The 22,309-nt window shown below is 45.2% G+C and carries 16 protein-coding genes and 1 pseudogene; 4 read left to right on the forward strand and 13 right to left on the reverse strand.

Translation table 11 applies throughout. The features are described 5' to 3' along the window. Positions 1–52: 52 nt before the first annotated feature. The 4 genes and pseudogenes from AB4507_RS01985 to AB4507_RS02000 form a co-directional block, all read right to left on the reverse strand. Positions 53–973 (reverse strand): IS5 family transposase, encoded by a 921-nt coding sequence (locus tag AB4507_RS01985; protein WP_029236538.1) that lies wholly within the window; start codon positions 971–973, stop codon positions 53–55. Positions 974–1,050: 77 nt separating this feature from the next. Beyond that, a pseudogene (locus AB4507_RS01990) lies at positions 1,051–1,191 on the reverse strand (MFS transporter); the annotation flags it as partial. After that, positions 1,181–2,356 (reverse strand): phosphotransferase, encoded by a 1,176-nt coding sequence (locus tag AB4507_RS01995; protein WP_372182133.1) that lies wholly within the window; start codon positions 2,354–2,356, stop codon positions 1,181–1,183. The gene AB4507_RS01995 and the pseudogene AB4507_RS01990, both read right to left, overlap by 11 nt. Before the next feature lie 11 nt (positions 2,357–2,367). Beyond that, a complete protein-coding gene (locus tag AB4507_RS02000; protein ID WP_004732803.1) occupies positions 2,368–2,652 on the reverse strand; it encodes a GNAT family N-acetyltransferase in 285 nt (94 codons plus the stop codon). Positions 2,653–2,926: 274 nt separating this feature from the next. Here AB4507_RS02000 and AB4507_RS02005 point away from each other — a divergent pair, with 274 nt between their 5' ends. After that, positions 2,927–3,673, forward strand: a complete 747-nt coding sequence (locus tag AB4507_RS02005) for a flagellar brake protein (protein WP_017065025.1) — start codon at positions 2,927–2,929, stop codon at positions 3,671–3,673. A gap of 185 nt (positions 3,674–3,858) precedes the next feature. On the opposite strand, the gene AB4507_RS02010 is transcribed toward AB4507_RS02005, so the two are convergent. Further along, the gene (locus AB4507_RS02010; protein ID WP_017061577.1) at positions 3,859–6,219 is read right to left on the reverse strand and encodes a Lon protease family protein; all 2,361 of its coding nucleotides are present in this window, start codon (positions 6,217–6,219) and stop codon (positions 3,859–3,861) included. Between the two features lie 240 nt (positions 6,220–6,459). Here AB4507_RS02010 and AB4507_RS02015 point away from each other — a divergent pair, with 240 nt between their 5' ends. Both AB4507_RS02015 and AB4507_RS02020 read left to right on the forward strand, forming a co-directional pair. Next, positions 6,460–6,954 carry a hypothetical protein gene (locus AB4507_RS02015; protein WP_029235272.1) on the forward strand — a complete coding sequence of 165 codons (495 nt, stop codon included), beginning with the start codon at positions 6,460–6,462 and terminating at the stop codon, positions 6,952–6,954. A gap of 12 nt (positions 6,955–6,966) precedes the next feature. Next, positions 6,967–8,595: an ABC transporter ATP-binding protein gene (locus AB4507_RS02020; RefSeq protein ID WP_372182134.1), complete on the forward strand. Its 1,629-nt coding sequence runs from the start codon at positions 6,967–6,969 to the stop codon at positions 8,593–8,595. A gap of 196 nt (positions 8,596–8,791) precedes the next feature. Here the strand turns inward: AB4507_RS02020 and AB4507_RS02025 are convergent, their stop codons facing one another. Further along, positions 8,792–9,805 (reverse strand): LacI family DNA-binding transcriptional regulator, encoded by a 1,014-nt coding sequence (locus tag AB4507_RS02025; RefSeq protein WP_137001361.1) that lies wholly within the window; start codon positions 9,803–9,805, stop codon positions 8,792–8,794. A gap of 96 nt (positions 9,806–9,901) precedes the next feature. Beyond that, complete coding sequence (locus tag AB4507_RS02030; protein ID WP_372182135.1) at positions 9,902–13,000, reverse strand: GH116 family glycosyl hydrolase; 3,099 nt, start codon at positions 12,998–13,000, stop codon at positions 9,902–9,904. 64 nt (positions 13,001–13,064) lie between these two features. Here AB4507_RS02030 and AB4507_RS02035 point away from each other — a divergent pair, with 64 nt between their 5' ends. After that, positions 13,065–14,012, forward strand: a complete 948-nt coding sequence (locus tag AB4507_RS02035) for an aldose 1-epimerase (protein ID WP_372182137.1) — start codon at positions 13,065–13,067, stop codon at positions 14,010–14,012. A 128-nt stretch (positions 14,013–14,140) separates the two neighbouring features. Here the strand turns inward: AB4507_RS02035 and AB4507_RS02040 are convergent, their stop codons facing one another. The 6 genes from AB4507_RS02040 to AB4507_RS02065 all read right to left on the reverse strand — a co-directional run bounded on the left by AB4507_RS02040 (position 14,141) and on the right by AB4507_RS02065 (position 22,302). Further along, on the reverse strand, positions 14,141–16,555 hold the full coding sequence (locus AB4507_RS02040; protein WP_372182138.1) for a GH36-type glycosyl hydrolase domain-containing protein: 2,415 nt from the start codon (positions 16,553–16,555) through the stop codon (positions 14,141–14,143). A gap of 93 nt (positions 16,556–16,648) precedes the next feature. After that, positions 16,649–17,740 carry an ABC transporter ATP-binding protein gene (locus tag AB4507_RS02045; protein ID WP_372052400.1) on the reverse strand — a complete coding sequence of 364 codons (1,092 nt, stop codon included), beginning with the start codon at positions 17,738–17,740 and terminating at the stop codon, positions 16,649–16,651. Further along, the gene (locus AB4507_RS02050; RefSeq protein ID WP_372182139.1) at positions 17,740–19,089 is read right to left on the reverse strand and encodes a GH1 family beta-glucosidase; all 1,350 of its coding nucleotides are present in this window, start codon (positions 19,087–19,089) and stop codon (positions 17,740–17,742) included. The genes AB4507_RS02045 and AB4507_RS02050 overlap by 1 nt, the downstream gene beginning before the upstream one ends. A 17-nt stretch (positions 19,090–19,106) precedes the next feature. Further along, entirely contained in the window at positions 19,107–19,955 is an 849-nt protein-coding gene (locus tag AB4507_RS02055; RefSeq protein WP_017061568.1) for a carbohydrate ABC transporter permease, read from the reverse strand. A 46-nt stretch (positions 19,956–20,001) separates the two neighbouring features. Beyond that, positions 20,002–20,988 (reverse strand): carbohydrate ABC transporter permease, encoded by a 987-nt coding sequence (locus AB4507_RS02060; RefSeq protein ID WP_102398449.1) that lies wholly within the window; start codon positions 20,986–20,988, stop codon positions 20,002–20,004. A gap of 66 nt (positions 20,989–21,054) precedes the next feature. Further along, entirely contained in the window at positions 21,055–22,302 is a 1,248-nt protein-coding gene (locus tag AB4507_RS02065; RefSeq protein ID WP_012601181.1) for an ABC transporter substrate-binding protein, read from the reverse strand. Positions 22,303–22,309: the final 7 nt, after the last annotated feature.

Genomic DNA, 22,309 nt, shown 5'->3' on the forward strand with positions numbered 1-22,309 from the left:
GGCTTTGTTTCCTAATTGGATCTCAGATAGAAACGGCCAGTATGGGTGATTATTAGGCTATTTCTATCGTTTTAGGCATACCTAACCCTGTGAGCTTATTCAACGCTTTAATCATGGCGTAGGTTTCACCAACCTGAGCATTATAGTTTCTTAAACTTAATCGCCCACCAAACAGTGTCTTTACACGGAACATAGCCGTCTCTGAAAGTGACCGTTTATGGTAACCGTACTTCTTTTTCCAATGTTTATTTGAGCCGTATAATTTCTGGCAAGCTACCGCCAGATTACGGGGGTGACCTCGTAACCAAAAAGCAGCACCTTCTCTCGGTGGAATAAGTGGAACAGCTTGTTTAATACGTATTGCTTCGTAGCATTGTCTTGTATCGTAAGCTCCATCACCAGATATCTCATTGATTCTACGACGAGTTTGATTCAGTAAATTAGGAAGAGCTTCACCGTCAGTGACATTCGATAAACTTAACTCAGCCGCAATGATTTCATGAGTGCCAGTGTCTACGGCTAAATGGAGCTTACGCCAAACTCGACGCTTCCCGTCAGTACCATGTTTTTTTACTTTCCATTCACCTTCACCGTAGACCTTTAGCCCTGTTGCATCAATGGCTAAATGCTGTATTGCGCCTCGGGTCTTTGTCTTGAATGACACATTAACCGTTTTGGCTCGTTTACTGATGCATGAATAATGAGGACATGACAACGGGAGTTGAGCGAGTTTGAAAACAGAATCGATGAATCCTTGTAACGCTCTCAACGGCATCGCGAATACTCGTTTAACCATGAGGGCGGTCGTAATGGCTAAGTCACTAAACAATCGAGGTCGACCTCGTTTACCTTGCTTGAGTTGCTTCCACTGTTGAATCGCTTCCTCATCAATCCAGAATGTCAGTGAACCACGATTGATTAGGGCTTGGTTATATTGTTTCCAGTTAGTTGTTCTGTAGCGAGGCTTTGGCATTGCTCTAAGTATGTGAGTGAACTTAGATGATCTGATCGTAGCTTTAAGCATTAGTTCCCTGATTTAGGAAACAAAGCCTCGGCGCCATCAAAGTTCGCTTTCTCAATCACGAAGTTATTAAGCAGAGCCATCCAGCTCGAAAACGCGATCGGTACAACAATCGAAATCAGTAATAAAAAGTTTTGCGGCGTTTTCCAGCTCGCGGTTCTATCGAACATTGACGGACTCCTGTTCGTCTAATTGAGTGAGCACTCGTAAGGTCAACTGCTCAGTATAAGGATTAATCTTCCAATGCTCTGGGCTCCAGCCTTTTACGAAGCGTTGGACATCGGCCCATGCCACGCAAAACATTGGTCGCCATGCGGCTTCGACTTCATCAAATGAAAGCTGTGGCTGATAGTACGCCAATGCCTCTTCCAAGTATCGGAAGTAAGTCTCTAACATCTGTGATTCAAGCTCTGCACAATCTTGCGGCCTCACCGCACTACTCATGAACAAGGCGACATCTTTCATCGCACAACCATGGCCCACATATTGGAAATCGACGGCAGCTGCGTTTTGGCTTTCTGAATCAAAACAGAAATTGGCAAGCTTGGCATCGCCATGCACCAAAGTTTGATATGGACATTCTTTTAGTAAACGGTCGATGTGCTTGGCTTGGTTCTTCAAGGGTAAATCTGCCAAGGCATTTAACTCATCAGGGCGCGTGTCTAAATGCCAGTAAGTACCAACTTGCCACAATGATGCCGACTGTTCTTGGTCGATATGAATGTACTTCGCATGAAAACTAGCGAGCCACTTTAGGCAGGCATCACGTTGTTTTTGCTCTTCTACAGTGTAACCAAAAGCCTGTTCAGACTGCGTATCTTTGGTTGCCAGATCGTCAGAGGCGGTAAGCACATCAAACTGAGAGATCAACGGGAAGCCGATTTTGGCCAGGTCTTGCATCACAATCAGCCACTCGTTTTCTTGTAGCTCACAATGCAACCCTACAGGTACAGGGCAACGCTCATCCCACTGTTGGGTAAACGACTGATACCAAGCCGTTTCCACTTGGTAAGAGTGCACCTTTCGTTGATGAGAGAGTTTGGTATTCCAACCCTTTGGGTGTTCTGCTTTATCTGGTAACGCGACATGTTTAACAATCACACTTTTCAGTTCAGCATGGCCTTCTTGAGAAAAGACCAAGCGAACTAACTCGCCATATCCACCCCACAGGCGTTGAATCACTTGGACATCAAACCCTTCATGACAACCCAACGAGGTCGCTATTTTTTGATAAAGCTCATTTTGATAAAGCTCTTGTTGATAAAGATCAGGCTGATTTTGACTTGAACTCGCTTCAGGTTGAGCCCGATTATTTGACGATATTGATTGAGACATATTACTCGTTGCTATGCTTTATCAGATAGAAGATGTGACCACTGTGGCTGCCTATTCATGTAGTGAACGACATAGCTACAAACTGGCACAATTTTGAAGCCCGCTTGTTCAATTTCAGGCAATACCGATTCCATCATCACCTTCCCAAAGCCCTTGCCTTGCAGTTCATCAGGAATGCGTGTCGACGTGATATGTAGTACATCTCCGTCCTTTTGATACTTAACGACCGCGAACTGGTTGGGTTCTAACTCTACCGTGATCTGGTTCACTTCTTGATCCCATTTTACTGCCTGCATTCTCAACTCCTGCAAATAATTGATACGACAAACAATAAAAGTTTGAAGTATGAGTTCCTTGTAATAGACTAGCGCAAGTGCATATAAATAAAACTAAGTACTTACAAACACAGCAAATAATTCAGTGCAATCGGCTTAATATAAAATCAGCAATGATAAAAGGCACTCTATAAATCTATGTGAGTACGTCCACTAAATCTAGCACGTAATAACCCCTTGTTAGCAGGTTACCAATATAACTAACAGACGCATGTTGGCGCATGGAGAACATATAATGAACGCACCCCTGAAGAAGCCTTTGGAGCATAATCAGGCACTTCAAGACCCTCGTAATCGCACCGTTTCCACTATCAATAGCACTGATGCACTGGCCATGATTGAGCACGGCAGTGAGCTGACATTAAATGTCTCGACTCCCGTTGGCACGAAGTTTCTCGCCACCACCAAGTTTATCGGAACGCACAGTGATAACTGTATTGTGGTTGAGGTTCCCGAGGTATCCAATGAAGATCTGAACTTTTTCTTTCAAGAAGGTTTTTGGATGACCGCTCGTGCGTATTCTCTACGAGGTGAAGGCGCGCTTATCCACTTTAGAAGCCAAATTCACCATAAGATTGGTGAACCCTTCCCTATTCTAGTGCTGTCTACACCAAGCACGATGCAAGTGACACAGCTACGTAAAGAAACACGCTATGAAGTGAATCTGGCTTCAAGAATCATCTTCAACGACCAGCGAGCAAACTGTGAGATACGAGATTTATCGAAAAGTGGTTGTCGTTTCGTTACCTCACCAACCTCTCGTGCGATTCAGATTGCCGATCGCGTGTCTATTGAGATAACCCCTGAGAACTACAACGGACCACTGATTCCGCCATTGCGAGGCATCGTCTGTAATTTACAGAAATCGACGCACTACGCTCGATACGGTGTCGAATTTGATGATATTGGCAGAGCTAACGCCAAACACTTATTGGCAAAACTGAAGTTCGATGGCACCAAGCTATGCTTGCGAAACGGTTAACACCATTTAACACGCAACTTTCACCGAATACCGTAAGCTGACCAAATACAAATAGCTCACTGGCAAACTAAACCTCAACCAACAAAAAAGCCATCGACTCTAGAATCGATGGCTTTTGCGTTTTGGCTGTTTGTTTATTTGTTTAGCTATCTATTTAGCAAATAGTTTGTATCTAGATATTCAAACTATTTGCGCAGTGCGTTCAGTTTAGCTTGGGCGATACCAAAGATAGTATCAATTGGATAACTACCCTCATCACTTGCCTCACCTGCGGCTTTACCTGTAAACAGCTCAATCGCTTCTGTTACATGGTCAATCGCCCAGATATTAAACTCGCCCTTTTCAACCGCTTTCACGATATCGCTACGCAGCATCAGGTTGTGAACATTTGAACGTGGGATGATCACCCCTTGTTCGTTTGAACGCCCTTTGATTTCACACACATCAAAGAAACCTTCAATTTTCTCGTTCACTCCACCAATTGGCTGAGACTCACCAAACTGGTTCATCGAGCCTGTAATCGCGATGTCTTGACGGTTCGGCTGCTTAGAAAATGCAGACACCACCGCACAGAACTCAGCCATACTCGCACTGTCACCATCGACGCCACCATAAGATTGCTCGAAGGTGATGTTGGTGGTGAGCGGGACTTTGGCTGTCTTACCAAACACAGAAGAAAGGTAAGCCGACAAGATCATCACCCCTTTCGAGTGAATACTGCCACCTAGGTCTACGTTTCTTTCAATATCAATCACTTCACCATCACCGTAAGCGGTGGTTGCCGTGATTCGGTTCGGCGCACCAAACATATGATCCGTCGTGCTGAGTACAGAAAGCGCATTCACTTGCCCAACCGCCTGACCATCAACATGGATTAGCGTTGTGCCGTTAGTGAAGGTTTCCATCACACTGTCTTGTAGTCGTCCGACACGCATCTGTTGGTTAGATAACGCTTGGTCAACGTGCGTTGCTCGAATCAGGTTCGATTTTGAGCCTCTCGCCACGTAGTTTGATTCACGAAGCAGATTCGCAATGTGTGCCGAGTGCAGAGACAATTTACCTTGGTCACCCGCCTGACGAGAGCTGTGCTCAATAATGCGAGCAATCGCTTTGCGGTCACAATGCAGCATGTTGTTGTCGTGCACGATGCTCGAAATAAAGCGCGCGTAATGCATTTCAGAATCGGGAGTACGCTTCATCTCATCTTCAAAATCGGCCGTCACACGGAACAGTTCACCAAACTCTGCATCGTAGTGTTGCAGCAGTTGGTAAGTTCGGTAATCGCCAAACAGGATGATCTTAACGTCCAATGGAATCGGTTCTGGATCAAGCGATACCGCCCCCGTTAAGGTCACCTCTTTTTCTAATGAAGTGAAGCTCAATTGACGTGAGCGTAGCGCTCGTTTCAAACCTTCCCAAACGTACGGCTGCTCAAGTACCTTTACTGCATCCATCAGTAATACGCCGCCGTTGGCTCTGTGTAAGCTACCTGCGCGAATCAATGAGAAGTCAGTAAATACGGTGCCCTTGAACGTTGCCGTTTCTACATAGCCAAACAGAGAGTGATAATTTGGATTCTCTTCCACCACGATCGGCAGAGTCTCCTCCTTTTGGCTCACAATCACGTTAACCTTGTAGCGACGCGGCATTTTCTTATCCAAAGAGGCCGTTGCAACTTCGGCTTGCTCCGTGCTCTCTTCTAAGAAGATGTCAGCGTTGTCGACAATGTCTTTACGCAGTGCCGTTAGGTACTTTTTGATGTCTGGATATTGACTGTAATCCTTCTTCAATTGCTTAATGAAGTGCGTGATCACATCTCGCGCCGTATCATCATTAAGCTTTTGAATTTTCTCAGTATACGTCTCTTCAAGCTCCGTCAACTCACGAGAAATGGTTCGTAGGCCGACTTCCAATCCATCAATGGTTTTATCAAATTGATCTTGTTCTTCCGGCGAAAGCAGATCGAAGCTCTCTTCGGTATGAAGATCATCACCATTCATGGCCACAAACTGGTAATCACCCTGAGTGGTAATCGTCAGGTTAATGCCCTTGTCTTTCGCTTCTTGGCTAATGCTTTCTAACGCGGCTTGTTGCTTAGCTGCTAATTGGTTTTTAAGCCTGTCAGCACGGCTAAAGTACATCTCGTTATCAAACGCTAGAGGCATACCTTTCAGCAGTTTTCGCATCAATTTTTCAATATCTTGCTTTAAGCTGCTGCCAACGCCACGAGGCAATTTCAGTACCTTAGGTGTACGAATATCTTCAAAGTTCGCGATATAACACCAATCAAAAAGCTCCTGCACTTCTTGAGGGTGACGGTTCAGATAGCGCAAGATCATGGTGCGTTTACCCAGACCATTTCGCCCTATCGCATAAATGTTGTAACCCTTTTCCTTGATTGACATCGCGAACTCAACGGCTTTTTGTGCCCGTTCCTGCCCGACGATTTCGTCAATTGGAGCCAGTTCTTTGGTCGACTTACATGGTAGCTTGTCTAAATCCGCTACCTGATACAGCTGTTCTGTATTGAGTCTTTGCATCGCCATCGCCGCCTCCTTAGTCCTTCATTACTTGGGTGTAGATAAAATCAGTGTAGATGTAATTTCCTACAAATTTAGTGACTTACGCTACACAGCTGTTCAACTGAACAAATAACACACAATTTAAGCCATTTTTAGGAATAGCTCGTCATTTAATTCACCAACTTAACATGTGAATGATTTTAATTTGCAATTGATAATAAATATCATTAACATTTTCAGATATTATAAATTGAGGATGTGGATATGGAAATTGAACGATGCTGGATGCACTACCTAAAAGCTGAACAGTTAATGGAACAAGGTCACTGGCCTGAAGCACAGCGCCTGTATGGTGATGTTCTAACCTCACTTCCTCATCACATCCAAGATGCAGCATACCAAAGCGATATTAAGCCTTGCCAATTTGCCTGCTTGCTTGCCGGGTTGAGAGATGCGAGTGTCGCTCAATCAGAGATACTCAACCGTTTAGGTCAGCATCAACAAGCCTTCGATACCTTGAATCAATCTTACGCTCTGATGCAATTTATCTCTCTTGAGAACACAGAGCTGATTCAACGTACCTTTGGATTATTGGAAAAGCAGAGCGAAGATTTACTCAATCACCTGATCGCTTTTTGCAGCGCTCAGCGCAGTTCGCATTGGATGCTCGAACTAGAACAAATTCAACGTGCTCATCACCATTTTGGGCAACTTAAAACAACGTCAGAAGTTCAATCTTCACCTAATGTCTTAAATTGATAAGGATATATCATGTCGGACCGGGCTCTTCTTAAAGTCAATAACCTCTCCGTTAGCTTCAAAACCAACGATGGAATCGTTGATGCGGTGAAAAAGGTTAACTTTACCCTTAAATCCAGCGAAACCTTGGCCATTGTTGGTGAATCAGGTTCTGGTAAATCTGTCTCTTCCAACGCACTGATGCGTCTACTTCCAGACAACGCCATTATTGATCCGCAGTCTCAAATTGAGTTTGAAGGCGAGTCTGTTCTCGAAAAATCAGAGCGTGAAATGCAGTCGATTCGTGGCGACAGAATCGGCATGATCTTTCAAGAGCCGATGACATCTTTGAACCCATACCTGCGCGTCGGCATTCAAGTGGCAGAAGCTATTATGTGGCATCGTAAAGTGTCAAAGTCTCAAGCCAAACAGCGAGTGATTGAGCTGTTTAATCTTGTGCACTTGCCAATGCCAGAAAAGTCGTACACCAAGTACCCTCACGAATTTTCGGGTGGTCAGCTGCAACGCATCATGATCGCAATGGCGCTGATTAATGAACCGGATATCCTGATTGCTGACGAGCCTACAACTGCATTAGATGTAACGGTTCAAGCTGAAGTGCTTGCTCTTATCAAAGAGATCCAAGGCAAGATGGGAATGGCAATTTTGTTCATCACCCATGACTTAGGCGTAGTAAAACATTTTGCCGACCGTGTTCTGGTGATGTGCAAAGGTGAGCTAGTTGAAGAAGGGATGACTCAAGCCTTATTCGAGAATCCAAGACACGATTACACACGCATGCTGATTAACTCGATTCCTAAAGGCGCTAAGGTTCCTGTTGAGGCGTCAGCCCCAGAGTTATTGTCTGCTGACGACATCCGAGTTCAGTTCTTGGTTAAATCACATTTCATCAAGAGTAAAAGTCAGTACTTCGAAGCCGTAAAAGGCATTTCGTTAAATCTTAAACAGGGCGAAACCTTGGGTATTGTTGGTGAATCCGGATCAGGAAAATCAACACTGGGACGAGCGTTAATCGGCTTGCTGCCAAGTACCGGACGTATTGTTTACAAAGGCCAAGACGTTAGCTTATTAAATGATAAAGAGCGTCACAAGCTCAAGAAAGATGTCCAAATGGTGTTCCAAGATCCTTATGGTTCTTTATCACCACGCATGACAGTTGGGGAAATCATCACCGAAGGCTTAACGGTGCATCAACCTCATCTATCCAAGCAAGAACGTTTAGAAAGAGCGCGCAAAGCATTGATTGAAGTTCGCTTAGAGCCGAATTCAATAAACCGTTATCCGCATGAGTTCTCTGGCGGGCAAAGACAACGTATCGCGATTGCTCGCGCACTGATTCTAGAGCCCTCTTTCATTTTGCTGGATGAACCGACTTCAGCACTCGATCGCTCAGTACAACTGACCGTGATTGACCTGCTGAAAGACATTCAAGCCAAGCACAATATCGGCTTCCTGTTCATCAGCCACGATCTCTCGGTAGTGAAAGCACTGTCGGATCGCGTACTGGTGATGCAGAAGGGCGAAGTAATGGAAGAAGGGTCTGCAGAAGAGATTTTCAATGCGCCGAAAAACAACTACACCAAGAAATTAATCGCTGCGTCATTCGACTTAGAAGATAAATCGAAAAAAAATGCCGCATAAAGGGAACTAATCAACATTAACAGCGTCTTATAATTACATTCTGAATAATCTCCTAATGGATTGAAATCTAGAATGGATATAGCAAAACTGGTTTGGCCGCCAAAAGAGAAATGTCGCATGGATGCGACATTTTTCGTTTCTGAAGGGAAATAATGTGTCTTTGACTGTAACTCCCTATGATTCAATCATTTCACAACTAACGATACAGAGACTTGGTCGACTCTCTGACGATTAAATCTATCGGTGGTAGTCGTGCTTCATGCCTCTCACCTGAAAGTAAGTTCAAAATCGACTGAGCACACACCTCTCCAATCTCTTCAATTGGCTGCCTTAATGTTGTTAACGCAGGTGTGAAATACTTAGACGTTGGCAAGTCATCAAACCCAATCACTGACACATCTTCTGGCACTTTGTAGCCGTGATCATGGAGCGCCTTAATCGCGCCGTAAGCCGTTTGATCATTGGCAGCAAACAGGGCTGAGAAGTGAATCTTAGATTCAATTAATTCCACGGTTTTCTCATAGCCAGTTTCACTACTGAAATCCCCTTGCTTGACGAGCTTTGGCATCACCTTAATGCCCGCCTCTTGCAGCGCTTTCTTATAGCCTTCAAAACGATTACCCGCATCTGGTTGACTCGAAAGCCCTTTGATATGGGCGATGTTCACATGCCCTTGTTGTAATAAGTGAAGCGTCGCCATGTAACCGCCTAGCACATTATCGATATTGATTGAACGAACGTTGTCTTCAGCGAAATCATAACCGACCGCGACAATCGGGATGTCTTGCGCGTACTTGGCAATATCCTCTTTGGTGATGCTGCCTGTTACGATGATCATTCCATCGACATTGCTCTTAGCCAGATACTCTAAGGCGTGTATCTCGAGCTTTTTTTGCCAATGCCCGGTTGCTATCACTAACGAATAGCCTTGAGCTATCAGGGTTTTCTCCATGTCGTTGAGGATACGACTGGTATAAGGGCTGTCAGGGTGTTGCACCAACACACCAATGGTGAGTGAACGTCGGTTGGTGTTCTCTTGCATTTGAAAATTAGGTTTGTAGCCAGTGTCTTTAATCGCTTGCTCAATATTTTGGCTTTTATCGTCCGACACATAAGTGGTTCGATTAAGGAAGCGAGACACGGTGCTGGGAGAAACGCCAGCCAGTCTTGCTACATCGTATACTGTTGTTTTTTTTGTTTTAGTGCGCATCTCGATACCCTAATCCAGTGACATTCGGGGAGCTTTAAGCTCCCCATCAGTTTCAACCTGCATACCACTGCTTTAGCTGAAAATCGTGTCATTAAGTTAATACATGTAGGCGAAGATCATCCCCGGTCTGAAGTAACGACCAGCCGTATATTTCAAGCCAGTACTCAGTAACCATTTGTGTAAGCCTGCCAGCTTTTCTAGCGGGATTTCACCGCTCACCATTTTAACAAAATTATCAGTATCTTTCGTCAATGCTGGATTAATCCGACCGTCAGACAGCACACAGTTTTGACATTTAAGTACACTTAGCCAGTTTTTCGCATCATTTTGTGTCAACTTAAAGGCTTCCATAAGATCTTTCTCATTGACAGACACAGAGCAGTTGAACCCTTCTGGCGCTGCAAATGGAATTTTTGAATAGTCATACAGCGCGGTATACACGGTATCCATCAATGTTTCTGCTTGCTGAGATTTACCCGCCAGACTCAACGCCGTTGCGACACTAAACTGCACACCAATCCATACGTCTTGTGCTTGGAACGCTTCATGCGGCGAACCATCGGCCAACGTCATATTCGCAACCCCAAGCTTAGGGCTGTTAATCTCAAAGTTGTGCTTATAAACATAGTCTAGTGCGCGTTGGATGTTCTCTTGCGGAAAAATACCCTCGAGTCCGATGAGTTTTAGATAACTGTCGGCCAACAAGGCATCACCAAAACTGTTGTCAGAATCTGGCACTAAATCTAAGTATTCTTGAGTAAAGGCTTGTGGCGCCGTCTCACTCAGCAAGCGTTTCTTAGAGACTCTTTGAGATACCTTACTGATGCTGATGGAAGTATCCGTTTCATTGAGATAGGTATTGAGCGTGTTCTTGTCAGCAATCGCATCACCAGTCAATGAAAGTCCTAAGGTTTCCAGAGCTTGATAGCCTTCACCTGTTAAATGCTTAGCTTGAACTGGCGTCACGAAGAAGTGGTAGTAACCCTCTTTGTCATCCCACAAGCTTTGCTCAACCGTGGCTAACGCCTTTTTAGAACGCGTTAAGTAACCGCTAGCTCGCACGCTTTCACCCATCAATTGTGCAAGTTCACTCGCCGCTTGCAAGCCAGCAACCCAAAGGCTCGCACAATAAATTGAGATGCCATGTGACGCTAGGTTATCAAAGGTATCGTCTGTGCCACGGGTTAGCGGCAAATCATCACCCTCAGCGATCAAATTCGATAAGAAATCGATGCTTTCAGTTACCGCTTGCCAGCACTCATTAACCACAGAGAGATCTTGGGTGTTTTGGTAATGGCGGTACACCATCAGAATGTATTTCGGCGCTAAGTCCTTCCACTCTTTCACATTGTGCCAACTGTAAGCATCGGGCTGAATGTCGAATGGGCTACCCAAATCGTGGATTACCGCACCTCGAATAGCACGCACACCTTGGTACTTGTCATCAATCAATTCGGCATTAGGCGTCGCTTCGTATTCCCAGTATCGGCGCTGAGTGAAGTCTTCGGCCAAAATGGCTTTCGAGAACTCTTTCATCACGCAGCCATCAAGCTCAGGCAGCAGATAAAGCAGCGAGAATGAGCCGTAGAAGTACACATCCAGAGAGTTAAAGAATGGGTAGTCGACACACTCTTTTACTAAGAATTTATCTTCTTTGTCCCATACCGTTGATTCCGCTAGGAAAGACAATGAATTCATCGCCATCGTCGCATAGCGAAGTGCCGATTCAGGCTGCGAGATCTTGTTTTGAGCTTGCTCTAGAAAAGTTGTTTGTTGTTCGACGATCTGCTGCTCAATGGTTTCGAGCTTAGGCAACATGTCTTCTAACATAGGTAATGCAGGCTTTACTTGCGGGTAGAATTGCGTGTAAGCCTTATCTGAGTGCCAACCATTAAGCATGACTTTGCTGTGAGCCATCACCTGTGCAAAACGCAGGTCAACAGACTCGCCAGGTTCCAATTCAACCTGAACCACCACCAATGCGCTCAATGCTTCACGCCCCGTGTAAATTCCTGTTTGGAATTCCGCGTTGGTACGGCCTGTTTTCAGTGCGAACTCTGTTTGCTGAGCTGTCTTAGAGGTATAAAGCGTTGGTTTGACAGAAATCGAAACCTTACCAGATTCAGTCAAATGGTTATCCGCTTGAACACCAAACACCACTTCGCCTTCAATATCGCTTTGATAAGGCGATTGGCTAGACAATTGAACACCCGTAAAGCTGCCGCTTTCACCCTTTAAGTTAACCACTTCATGCTGCTGAGCAATCGGATTTTGAGACAAGGTACATGCCGAATCCTGAATGCCATCACGGCCTTTTTGGTAGGTAGAGCCAATCAAGTTTTGAAGCGGCTGAGCAAGCGTAATCACGCGTGGTTGCGATGAATTATTGGTTAATTCGAAGTGATTCCAGTGCATCGGTAAAGAACACAGGCGTTTGTTCTCTTTAACGATCGGAGAGACTACCTTACGCTTTATATTAATATCTTCGAAGCTACTGTATTTATATTCAGCCAGTGGATATAAAGCTTGGTATTCTATATCCCTGCCATTAACACTATCTATATCACTGCCATTGATACTATCCATATCATTATTATTACCCGCAGTGAGTGATAATAATCTCGTTGTATCATTTATTAATAAACCATTAAAGAAATCTAAGGCTACATATAATTGACAAATAGTTGAAGATGAATCGGATTCTATTAATAATTGAGTCTTATTAGAAAATTCGACATTCCACTTTATAAAATTATCTTTATTTTCTTTATAAAAATTACCATTTTCTAATGCAGCACGAATGAGGTTAATTGCATTAGAAATGTTTTCTTTATCTATCTTCTTTCCATCGAATAGCGCTGGGTAAAAATTCAGATGAACACTAAGCTCTTGCTCGTTAACAACCTGAAGCGCTTCAATGGTCGGCACATCCATCACTGACGCATAAAAATCATTAAAATTAATAACTTGCTCTGAACAGTCGACAAATATTCCTGGAATAAAGCTGAAGTTTGGCGTGTTACCATTTGGCGTCAATGTAAAAGTATTACCGATACCACCGATCGCCATACCTGTATTTTCTGGTGTCGTAGAAATTGGCGTGTACCAAGGTTGAATAAATTCAACTGCGTCGCCCTTTTTACACAAGTGTTCTGAATTTCCTGAATAGCTTGAATATGGAATTTTATTATTCATGTTAAAACCGCCATTGAATATTTTTTTCTTCTTGTTAATATCTTTCAAAAATGGAGACATCAACATGTTTAAAATTATAAATGAAAAATTTGGAAATATTGACTCTGTCACATTAATAAATCAGCAGCATGGTATAGAACTTCAAATAATCAATGGGTTTGGTGCTGTTATAAATAAATACATTGTAAATAACAGTCCATTCTCTTTTATTTGTGGCTATCAGAATTATGATGAACTGATCAACCAACATCCGTTCTTTTCCCGCAGTGCTAAATTATTTCCTTTTCCAAACCGTTTAAACTTAGGTCGCTACAGTTTCGACAACCAAAACCATCAACTCCCAGCTAACTTCCCTTGGTCTGATCACGCCGTACATGGCTTGCTCTACAACCAACCTTTTTCAATCAAAAACAGCGCAGCCAATGAAAAATCAGCCAGTGTGACGCTGCAATATCAGACATCATCTTTGCACCCTGCTTTCCCGTTCGCTTTTAACCTTGAAGTCACCTTCACTATCGACACAACGGGTAAGCTCTCTTGCTCAACAACTGTCTCTAATTGTGGTGATTTCGCCTTCCCATTCGGTGATGCTTGGCACCCTTATTTCTCGCTCGGCAATGACCTAGAACAGTGTGAATTGACTATGTCGCCTTGCGCTGAGGTCGTACATGAGAACGACCTACCCAATGGTGAAAAACAGGCTTTTGACCGTTTGTCTTTGGACGATTCACTCACCAATCAAAGCTTAAATCACTGCTTTGAATTTGATTCCAAGGCAACCAACCAACTTGCGTTTACACGCTCAGATTCGTCTGCCGCTATTCGCTATCAACAAGATGAAAGCTACCCATTCGTTCAGCTGTACACGCCAACTAGCGAGCAAAGTATTGCAATAGAACCAATGACTTGCCCAGCTGATGCGTTCAATAACCAGATCGGCTTATTGACACTTAGCCCGAACCAATCTCAGACCTTTACTTGGCAATGCCAAGCCAACTATCAACCCAACTAAGGCAAGCAAAGTAAGACAGCCGCTGAATGCGAAATCAGCCCCCAGAGAACGCATTGCTAACGAAACAACGCAACGAAAGAACCAAACTAAAGAAGCAATAAAGGGCGCATAAAGCGCCCTTCTCTTTGTTAACCTAAAATCACCTCGATGGTGTGCTCACCAGAGGTAAACACTGGCGCTTTATTACCTGAAATTAGGTCACCGTTGACCTTCATCTCTGCCACTCCCTTACACACGTTATTTGGGTTGGTAACATGGATATTGTAGGTCGCGCCACGGAACTGACGACGCACTTTGAATTCAGGCCACTCAGCAGGAATACATGGGTCCACCAGCAAGCCATCCACTTCAGGACGAACACCCAGAATCCACTGCGTACCCGCAACGTATGTCCAAGATGAAGTACCAGAAAGCCACGCATTTCGGCCTAAACCAAATTGCTTATGTTCATCACCCAAAATGTTTTGTGGGTAGCAGTAAGGCTCAGATTCAAAGGTATCAATGTCGTCGTTCTTAGAAGCAGGATTAATCTGACGGTAGTACTCGTAAGCACGTTCGCCGTTACCCATTTTCGCTTCTGCGATCATCACCCAAGGGTTGGAATGCAGGAATATACCGCCGTTCTCTTTTGCACCTGGTGGGTAAGTTGAAACACCACCTAGCTGCGGATCAAAGCCGTTGTAACCAGGAGTTGAAAGCTTGATGCCATTGGTGGTGTTTAGTTTGTTGTAAACCGAATCTAGCGCTTGCGTTGCACGTTCGTGAGTCGCGAAACCAGAGATTACAGGCCAGCTTTGACCGTTGGTGTAGATCTGCCCTTGCTCATTTTTATGAGAACCGATCGGCAAGCCCTGCTCATCAAAGTAACGAACAAACCATTCGCCATCCCAGCCGCATTCATTGACGGTGCTCTGCATCTGTTGGTACTGGTCTTTAAACTTAGCCGTCAGTTGCACTTCGCCGCGCAGCTCACACAAGTCCAACATGTCGAGCAGTGCTTTGCCGTACATGTTAGCCACCATCATCGACTCAGCACCCGTTGGTAGGTTCACCGTGTCATTCCAGTCAGCAAAACCTAATAGCGGTAGACCGTGCTCACCGGTATTGGTGTAAGTAAACTCAATCGCGCGGCACAGGTGGTTCCAAACCGTTCCCGTTTCTACTGGGTTGCCTGCTTTGTCTTTTTGATAGAACGGAATATCTTTATTCAAGAAGTCTGCATTGCCCGTTTCTTTCACATATTGAGTGACCGCGTAGATGATCCACAGGTGATCATCGCCGTAATAATCAGGGCGATCTTCTTCTTCACGTGAGTCACCCGCGTTCGCTTCCATCGTTGATGGGAAGAACTGATGCATCGCAGAACCGTTGGTGTTCTGAACAGACAACAGACGCTCAATGAACTCACGCGCCTCTTCTGGCATGTGAGTAATTACGCCTAAAGTATCTTGCGAAGAGTCACGGAAACCGATACCACGAGCACCATAGCCAAGCTGATACAGAGACAAGTAACGAGACCAGTTTTTGGTTGTGTGGCACTGACGTGGGTTATGTACGTTAAGCATTGAGTTCATTGCAGGATCTGGCGTTTCAACCTGAACCGCTTGTAGGTAACCATCCCAATGTTCAGCCAGTTCAGCGAACGCAAAATCGACCACTTGATGGTCACGATATTTAGTCAATAGAGGCAATGCTGCTTCTAGGCTCTGTTCTTGCGCGATTTGTACAATCGTACGTTCGGTCTGCTCTGGAGATAACCAACCCAGACGCAGGTTCAGTGCGCCAATGTTGTCGCCACGTAAACACTCGGTGTTGCCTAATTCATCATTGTTTAGTGCCTGTGGTGCTGCCCACGTACCGTAGCCCAAATTACCTAAGAACGATTGGCGATCACCATCAAAAGACGTCGCAGGGCGATCCGCTGTCATCAAGTTCACCGCGTAGTCACGCTTCATGAAAGCATACTGCTCAAGCACGGTATGACCCGACTCTTGCTGGTGTGCTTTTAGCGTCATGGTTTGTGGCACCCAGTCCGCATTGAGTAGCTGTTTAAGCGCATCGAAGTGTGTGAATTCATACACAGGTACCACATCAACGTGCAGTGCTTTGTCTGAAATATTGGTCACTTTGATGTCTTGTAGCAGTACTTGGTCAGCTTTCGGTACAAAGAAAGTCGCTTCACAACGCACACCAAATGCTTCTGCAATGATGGTGGTGTAAGACAAGCCAGTGTGGTTTTCAAACTTATCCAACGGCTTCAGAGTCGGTGTATAGAAAGGTGAGAACACCTCTACGTTACCCGCTTCGTCACGCACCTTGAGGTATAGGGTCGAACCTTTGAAATCTGAGTTTGGCAGTTGAGCAATGTATTTGGTGATGCGGTTAAGTGCTGGATCACCTTTGCATAGTAGTACACCGCCGTTGCTATCAACAATGCCACCGAAATCTAATGTGCCGACATAGTTACACCATTTGATCGGTGTACACGGTGTGGTTGCTACGTATTCTTTGTTTTTATCGTCAAAATATCCGAATTTCATCATCACTATCCCTAGCCCCTCCCAAATCAGGAGGAGCCAAAACAATTTGTCGTAAGTTGGTTGGTGTCAGCTCAATGACTGATTTAAATTGATTGACTAGCTCGCTAGCGAGTTCTCACTCAATGCATCAAACAAGTGGAAAGCATCCAAATCCAAGTAAAGCGTCAGATCTTTTACATCCACTTCAGCGGCTTGGGTTTCAACCATCAGCGGTTGACCGCCAATTTCTGTTTTCAGAAGAATGCTCGCGCCTAGTAGTTCCTTGTCTTTGATTTTCACAGGGAATGGCAGCACGCGGTCGTGGTCAACTTGCTCGGCACGTAGGTGAATATCTGTTGGACGAACACCAAAATGCAGAGCTAGGTTCTTAGATGCCAGAGACTTAAAGCGCTCAGGCAGTGGGATATGAACATCGCCGATTTCAACGAAGTACTCGCCTTCTTTTTCAATCAGTTTTGCTTCCAACATGTTCATTGATGGGTTACCAATGAATTGCGCGACAAACTTGTTTGCCGGACGCTGGAACACCTCGGTTGGTGTACCAACTTGAGCAACATATCCGTCTTTCAGGATCACGATGCGATCCGCCAATGTCATCGCCTCGATCTGATCGTGGGTTACGTAGATCGTGGTGGTTTTTAGTTCACGGTGTAGATGTTTGATCTCTTCACGCATCACGCCACGAAGTTTTGCATCTAGGTTAGACAGCGGCTCATCAAACAAGAAAACCTTAGGCGTACGAACCATCGCACGGCCCATTGCCACACGCTGACGCTGACCACCAGAAAGCTCTTTCGGCTTACGGTTCAGTAGTGGATCAAGCTCTAGCATTTTCGCCGCTTTTAGGACTTCTACATCGATTTCCGCTTTCGGCATGCCCTTCAGTTTTAATGCAAAGGCGATGTTCTCGTAGACCGTCATGTGTGGGTACAGTGCATAGCTTTGGAATACCATAGCCAAGTCACGATCTTTAGCATCGACCTTGTTCATCACTTTGCCACCAACCACGATGTCGCCTGAGCTGATGCTCTCTAGGCCTGCAAGCATTCGAAGTGTGGTCGATTTACCACAGCCAGATGGGCCAAGGAAAACCACGAACTCACCGTCTTCAACCGTAAAATCAAACTCTTTTACAACCTCAACATCACCGAATGATTTCTTGATGTTTTTGAATTCTACTTTAGCCATTATCTGTTCTCCTCAGCGCGCTCTTGAAGCATGTTTCGGTACGCAATTGCGCTCTGTTTCAATGTTCTTTCTTGGGTGGTGTAATCAACATGGACAATGCCAAAACGCTGGCAGTAGCCGAATGCCCACTCAAAGTTATCCATCAGGCTCCAAGCGAAGTAACCGTCGACTTTCACACCCGCTTCAACCGCGTTGTGAACCGCTTCGATATGACCTTGGAAATAACGAACTCGTTGGTCGTCCATTACTTGTCCATTAACACGCTCGTCGTTACCTGCTGCACCATTCTCTGTGATGTAGATAGGTGGCATATTTTCGTAGCGAGCATCCAGTCTTACCAATAAATCGGTTAAACCTTGTGGGTTGATTTCCCAGCCAATGTAAGTGTGTTCAGCATCGGTTTGTTTCACCGATTCAATGTCGCCGTTCTCATTAAAGCGAGCGACATTGCGTGTGTAGTAGTTGATACCGATGTAATCAACAGGAGCACTGATGATGTCTAAGTCACCTTCAAGGATCATAGGGATGTTCATCGCTTGGCGTTCAACCACCAGCTGTGGGTACTCGCCTTTTAATACTGGGTCGATGAACCAGTGGTAATTCTCGGCTTCGCAGTAATCTGCTGCCGCTTGGTCTTGTGGCGTCAGCGGGTAAGCTGGCGTCGCGTTGAATACCACACCATGCTTAGCGTGAGGTGCATTCTTGCGAAGGATCGGCATTGCCAAACCATGTGCCAGCATTAGGTGGTGAGATGCTAGGTAGCCCTCTTTCTCACCCTTGATACCTGGCGCGTGTTCGCCCCAGCGGTAGCCTAGGAATGCAGAAACAAACGGTTCATTCAGCGTGGTGTACACATCGATGTTGTCACCAAAGTATTTACTCACCACTTCCGCGTATTCTGCGAATTTGTAAGACGTTTCACGGTTTAGCCAGCCGCCTTTGTCTTCAAGGTATTGCGGTAGATCCCAGTGATAAAGTGTCACGAACACCTTCATTCCACGGGCATGACATTCATCGATGATCTGCTCGTAAAACTCTAGGCCTTGCTGATTCACGACACCGTCTTGTGGCAGGATGCGCGGCCATGCAATAGAGAGACGGTAAGCATCAACGCCTAAGCCTTGAATCATCTCGATATCTTGTTGCCATAAGTGGTAGTGGTCACACGCCACATCACCACTGTCGCCGTTATCGACCTTGCCCGGCGTCTTACAGAAAGTGTCCCAGATAGACGGTGTACGACCGCCCTCTTCAACGCCGCCTTCAATTTGGTATGAAGATGTCGCGACACCGAATACAAATTCCTTACTGCGTAACTTTGAATCACTTGGAAGTTGATATTTATTCATTGTTATAACCCTTAAACCTAACCTTTGACTGCGCCGGACGTTAAACCACTGATCATCTGTTTCGATGCGAACAAGTAAGTAATCACAAGCGGTAAAATAGAAATTGTGGTACCTAGCATTACCGCGCCCCATGGCGTATTCGGAATACCTTGAACACTTCGAAGTGCTTGCGTAATAACATAGTTATCTGGGTTGTTTAGCACCACAAGAGGCTGCATAAACATATTCCAGAAGAAGACGAACTGCACGATAGCAAGTGTTGCTAATGCTGGCTTCATCAGTGGCAGTACCACACTCCAGTACGTTCTGAACTCACCTGCACCATCCAACTTCGCTGCTTCTAACAGCTCTTTAGGAATCGATGCAATCACGTGCTGACGCATCAAGAAGATACCAAACGGCGTGGTTGTGAACGGTAGCCATACCGCCATGTGGTTATCCAACAAGCCTAAGAATTTCACGATCATGAAGTAAGGGATCAGGCTAAGCACTGGCGGAATCGCCATTGAGCCAACCAACATGCCAAACAACACGTTCTTACCGCGAAACTTAAACACAGCAAACGCGTAACCACCCATGCTACAAAACAGCAGCGAGATGGTTGTGCCCAAGAAAGCCACGTAAATCGAGTTAAACATCGCTTTCCAAAACGGCATGATTTCTAGCAGTTTTGCGTAGTTCACCATTAGGCTGTCGCCAATCGCAAAGCTGATGCCCGAGCCGAAGATCTCCGAGCGGTCACGTGTTGAAAGCAGTGCTGACCACACAAACGGGAACACCGTAATGATTGCGGAAACAATCAGTAATATGCCGAGCATGACCATCAAGATCTTAGTCATGATGTACATGGTGCGTTCGCTTGGCATTAGGCCACTTAATGGTGAGGTATTTGTCTTAATTGATGTCGACATCTTAATGTTCCCCTAAGCCTTTCTTACCGAAGAATAAAAATTGAACCAAAGTACAAGACGCGATCAGTGCAAACAGAAGCCATGAAATTGCTGACGCTGTGCCCATTTCTAACCATTCCCAACCCACTTTGTAGAGGTACATAGAGATAGTTAAACCAGATTGACCCGTACCACCTGTACCACGCGTTAGAACGAACGGTTCTTCAAACATTTGCAGGTTACCGATGATGGTCATGGTGATTGCAAAGAAGATGAATGGACGAATCATTGGTAGTGAGATGTTCCAGAAGCGGCGGAAGGCATTCGCACCATCCATACGTGCAGCTTCTAAGATGTCTTTAGGAATCGTCATTAAACCCGTGGTGTAAAGGACGATGTTAAAACCGGTGTATTTCCAGAAAACCATGATTGCGATAGACGGCTTCACCATAGTGGCATCGTCTAACCAACGGATTGGTTGGAAATCGTTCACCCAAGCGAATGCCCAACCAAACAGCGTGCTATCGGCCAGAGCCATCAGCGTTTGGTTAATAATTCCTGAGTTAGGAGAGTACATATTAAAGAAAATCAGTGACGCTGCGACCGTTGATGTAATGAACGGTAGAAAGTACGCCGATGTTAGCCAGTGACGCATACGGTCACCCATTGAAACCAACATGTAAGCCACTGGAATAGCGACTAAGTGCTGAGCCACGCCTGAAGTGATTGCTAGCCAAAGCGTGTTCTTCAATGAACGCCATAGCCATGGGTCCGTTAAAGCAATGTGATAGTTCTCAAAACCAACGAACTCCATCGCATCCATGCCTCTTACTGGGTTCCACTCGTGGAACGACAGGTAAACAGAGAACAACAGCGGGAAGATCCCAAATACAGAAAAAATGATCAGAAACGGCAGAAGAAATCCATACGGTGTAAGCGCTTTCAAATTTAGACGAGAAAAAAGGCTTTTGTCCGCAGGTTCTATCGTTGTGCTCGCTGTATGATTCATAGTAACGACCTCTTAAAAAGGAAGCGCGTTATCCACGCTTCCTCACTTACTTAAAGTAAAAACAAATTAAAGATTACGCGTGCGACGCTTGATTAGACGCTCTGCCTCTTTAAGCGCAGTCTTGATGTCTTTGCCTTCATCAAGTACTTCCATCAATGCGTTCTCTAAAATAATAGAACGTGCAACGTGGTCGCCTTGTGCTGGAGATACTGGTTTGATGTTCTGTGCCACTTCAGCAAACAGTAGACGAGCTTTTTGCCCACCTAGGAATTCCATCTCTTCTTGGAAAAGCTCATCGTCATACGTGGTGATGTTCGCTGGGAAAGCAGCAATCGTTTCGAAGTGTTTAAGCTGTACTTCACGATCCGTCGTCATGTATTCAATAAGCGCCCAAGCTTCATCTGGGTTTTCTGATTGAGTTGGAATAGAAAGGAATGAACCGCCCCAGCTGCCGTAGATACCATCAGGTAGGTTTTCGACTGCCCACTTACCTTTAGTTTCAGGAGCAATCCAGTTATTTAGGTGACCAAGAAGCCAAGCGCCAGAAAGTTGAGTTGCAAATGTGCCGTTGCGGAAGCCTTCGTACCATTCGTTAGACCAAGCCAGAATGCGGCCGTCTAAGCCTTTGTCGCGAATCTCTTTTGCTACTTCAAAAGCGTGAACAAAACGCTCTGATGTCACAACTGGGTTGCCATCTTTATCGAAGTACAGACCTTCACCTTCAGGAACAGTCGTGAAGATAATCGCTTGTGCCACGTCGGCTGCCGAAGCGATAAGTTGTACGTTTTGCTCTTTCAGTTTTTCACCAGCAGCTATGTATGAATCCCAATCTTTGATTGCTTCTTCTACATCAATGCCCGCTTTTTCGAATACGTCGGTACGGTAGTACATAACACCTGGACCTAGGTCGACAGGAATGCCGTACATGTCGCCGTCAGCGCCTTTACCTTGTGCCCATGCGTATGGTGCGAATCGTTCTTCGTATTTATCTGCACCGTAGTTTTCAGACAGGTTAACTAGGCCGCCAGATCCAACAAATGGACCAATTTTCTCAACGTCGACAACAATCACATCACCGGCACCAGAACCCGTTGCAAGGTTCGTTGTGAGTTTCGTGTGGTGGTCACCGTGGTTGTTCATAAGGTAATCAACTTTGATACCCGTTTCCTTTTCGAAATCAGGCAGTAATACCTTCAGGCTGCTATCGAAATCAGGGAAACCGTCGAAACGAATTTCTTTGTCTGCTGCATTTGCAGCTGTTGTACCTAATCCTAAAGCAACCGCGCATGAAAGTGCTAAGGTCTTAAATTTCATGTTCTAT

The organism is Vibrio sp. 10N.222.54.A3 (assembly GCF_041474095.1).
Lineage (GTDB): Bacteria > Pseudomonadota > Gammaproteobacteria > Enterobacterales > Vibrionaceae > Vibrio > Vibrio crassostreae_C.

What these genes read in the sequence shown, in the direction of transcription:
- AB4507_RS01985 (WP_029236538.1), bottom strand. Translation starts at nt 973, where the DNA reads ATGCCAAAGCCTCGCTACAGAACAACTAACTGGAAACAATATAACCAA.
- AB4507_RS01995 (WP_372182133.1), bottom strand. Translation starts at nt 2,356, where the DNA reads ATGTCTCAATCAATATCGTCAAATAATCGGGCTCAACCTGAAGCGAGT.
- AB4507_RS02000 (WP_004732803.1), bottom strand. Translation starts at nt 2,652, where the DNA reads ATGCAGGCAGTAAAATGGGATCAAGAAGTGAACCAGATCACGGTAGAG.
- AB4507_RS02005 (WP_017065025.1), top strand. Translation starts at nt 2,927, where the DNA reads ATGAACGCACCCCTGAAGAAGCCTTTGGAGCATAATCAGGCACTTCAA.
- AB4507_RS02010 (WP_017061577.1), bottom strand. Translation starts at nt 6,219, where the DNA reads ATGGCGATGCAAAGACTCAATACAGAACAGCTGTATCAGGTAGCGGAT.
- AB4507_RS02015 (WP_029235272.1), top strand. Translation starts at nt 6,460, where the DNA reads ATGGAAATTGAACGATGCTGGATGCACTACCTAAAAGCTGAACAGTTA.
- AB4507_RS02020 (WP_372182134.1), top strand. Translation starts at nt 6,967, where the DNA reads ATGTCGGACCGGGCTCTTCTTAAAGTCAATAACCTCTCCGTTAGCTTC.
- AB4507_RS02025 (WP_137001361.1), bottom strand. Translation starts at nt 9,805, where the DNA reads ATGCGCACTAAAACAAAAAAAACAACAGTATACGATGTAGCAAGACTG.
- AB4507_RS02030 (WP_372182135.1), bottom strand. Translation starts at nt 13,000, where the DNA reads ATGAATAATAAAATTCCATATTCAAGCTATTCAGGAAATTCAGAACAC.
- AB4507_RS02035 (WP_372182137.1), top strand. Translation starts at nt 13,065, where the DNA reads ATGTTTAAAATTATAAATGAAAAATTTGGAAATATTGACTCTGTCACA.
- AB4507_RS02040 (WP_372182138.1), bottom strand. Translation starts at nt 16,555, where the DNA reads ATGATGAAATTCGGATATTTTGACGATAAAAACAAAGAATACGTAGCA.
- AB4507_RS02045 (WP_372052400.1), bottom strand. Translation starts at nt 17,740, where the DNA reads ATGGCTAAAGTAGAATTCAAAAACATCAAGAAATCATTCGGTGATGTT.
- AB4507_RS02050 (WP_372182139.1), bottom strand. Translation starts at nt 19,089, where the DNA reads ATGAATAAATATCAACTTCCAAGTGATTCAAAGTTACGCAGTAAGGAA.
- AB4507_RS02055 (WP_017061568.1), bottom strand. Translation starts at nt 19,955, where the DNA reads ATGCCAAGCGAACGCACCATGTACATCATGACTAAGATCTTGATGGTC.
- AB4507_RS02060 (WP_102398449.1), bottom strand. Translation starts at nt 20,988, where the DNA reads ATGAATCATACAGCGAGCACAACGATAGAACCTGCGGACAAAAGCCTT.
- AB4507_RS02065 (WP_012601181.1), bottom strand. Translation starts at nt 22,302, where the DNA reads ATGAAATTTAAGACCTTAGCACTTTCATGCGCGGTTGCTTTAGGATTA.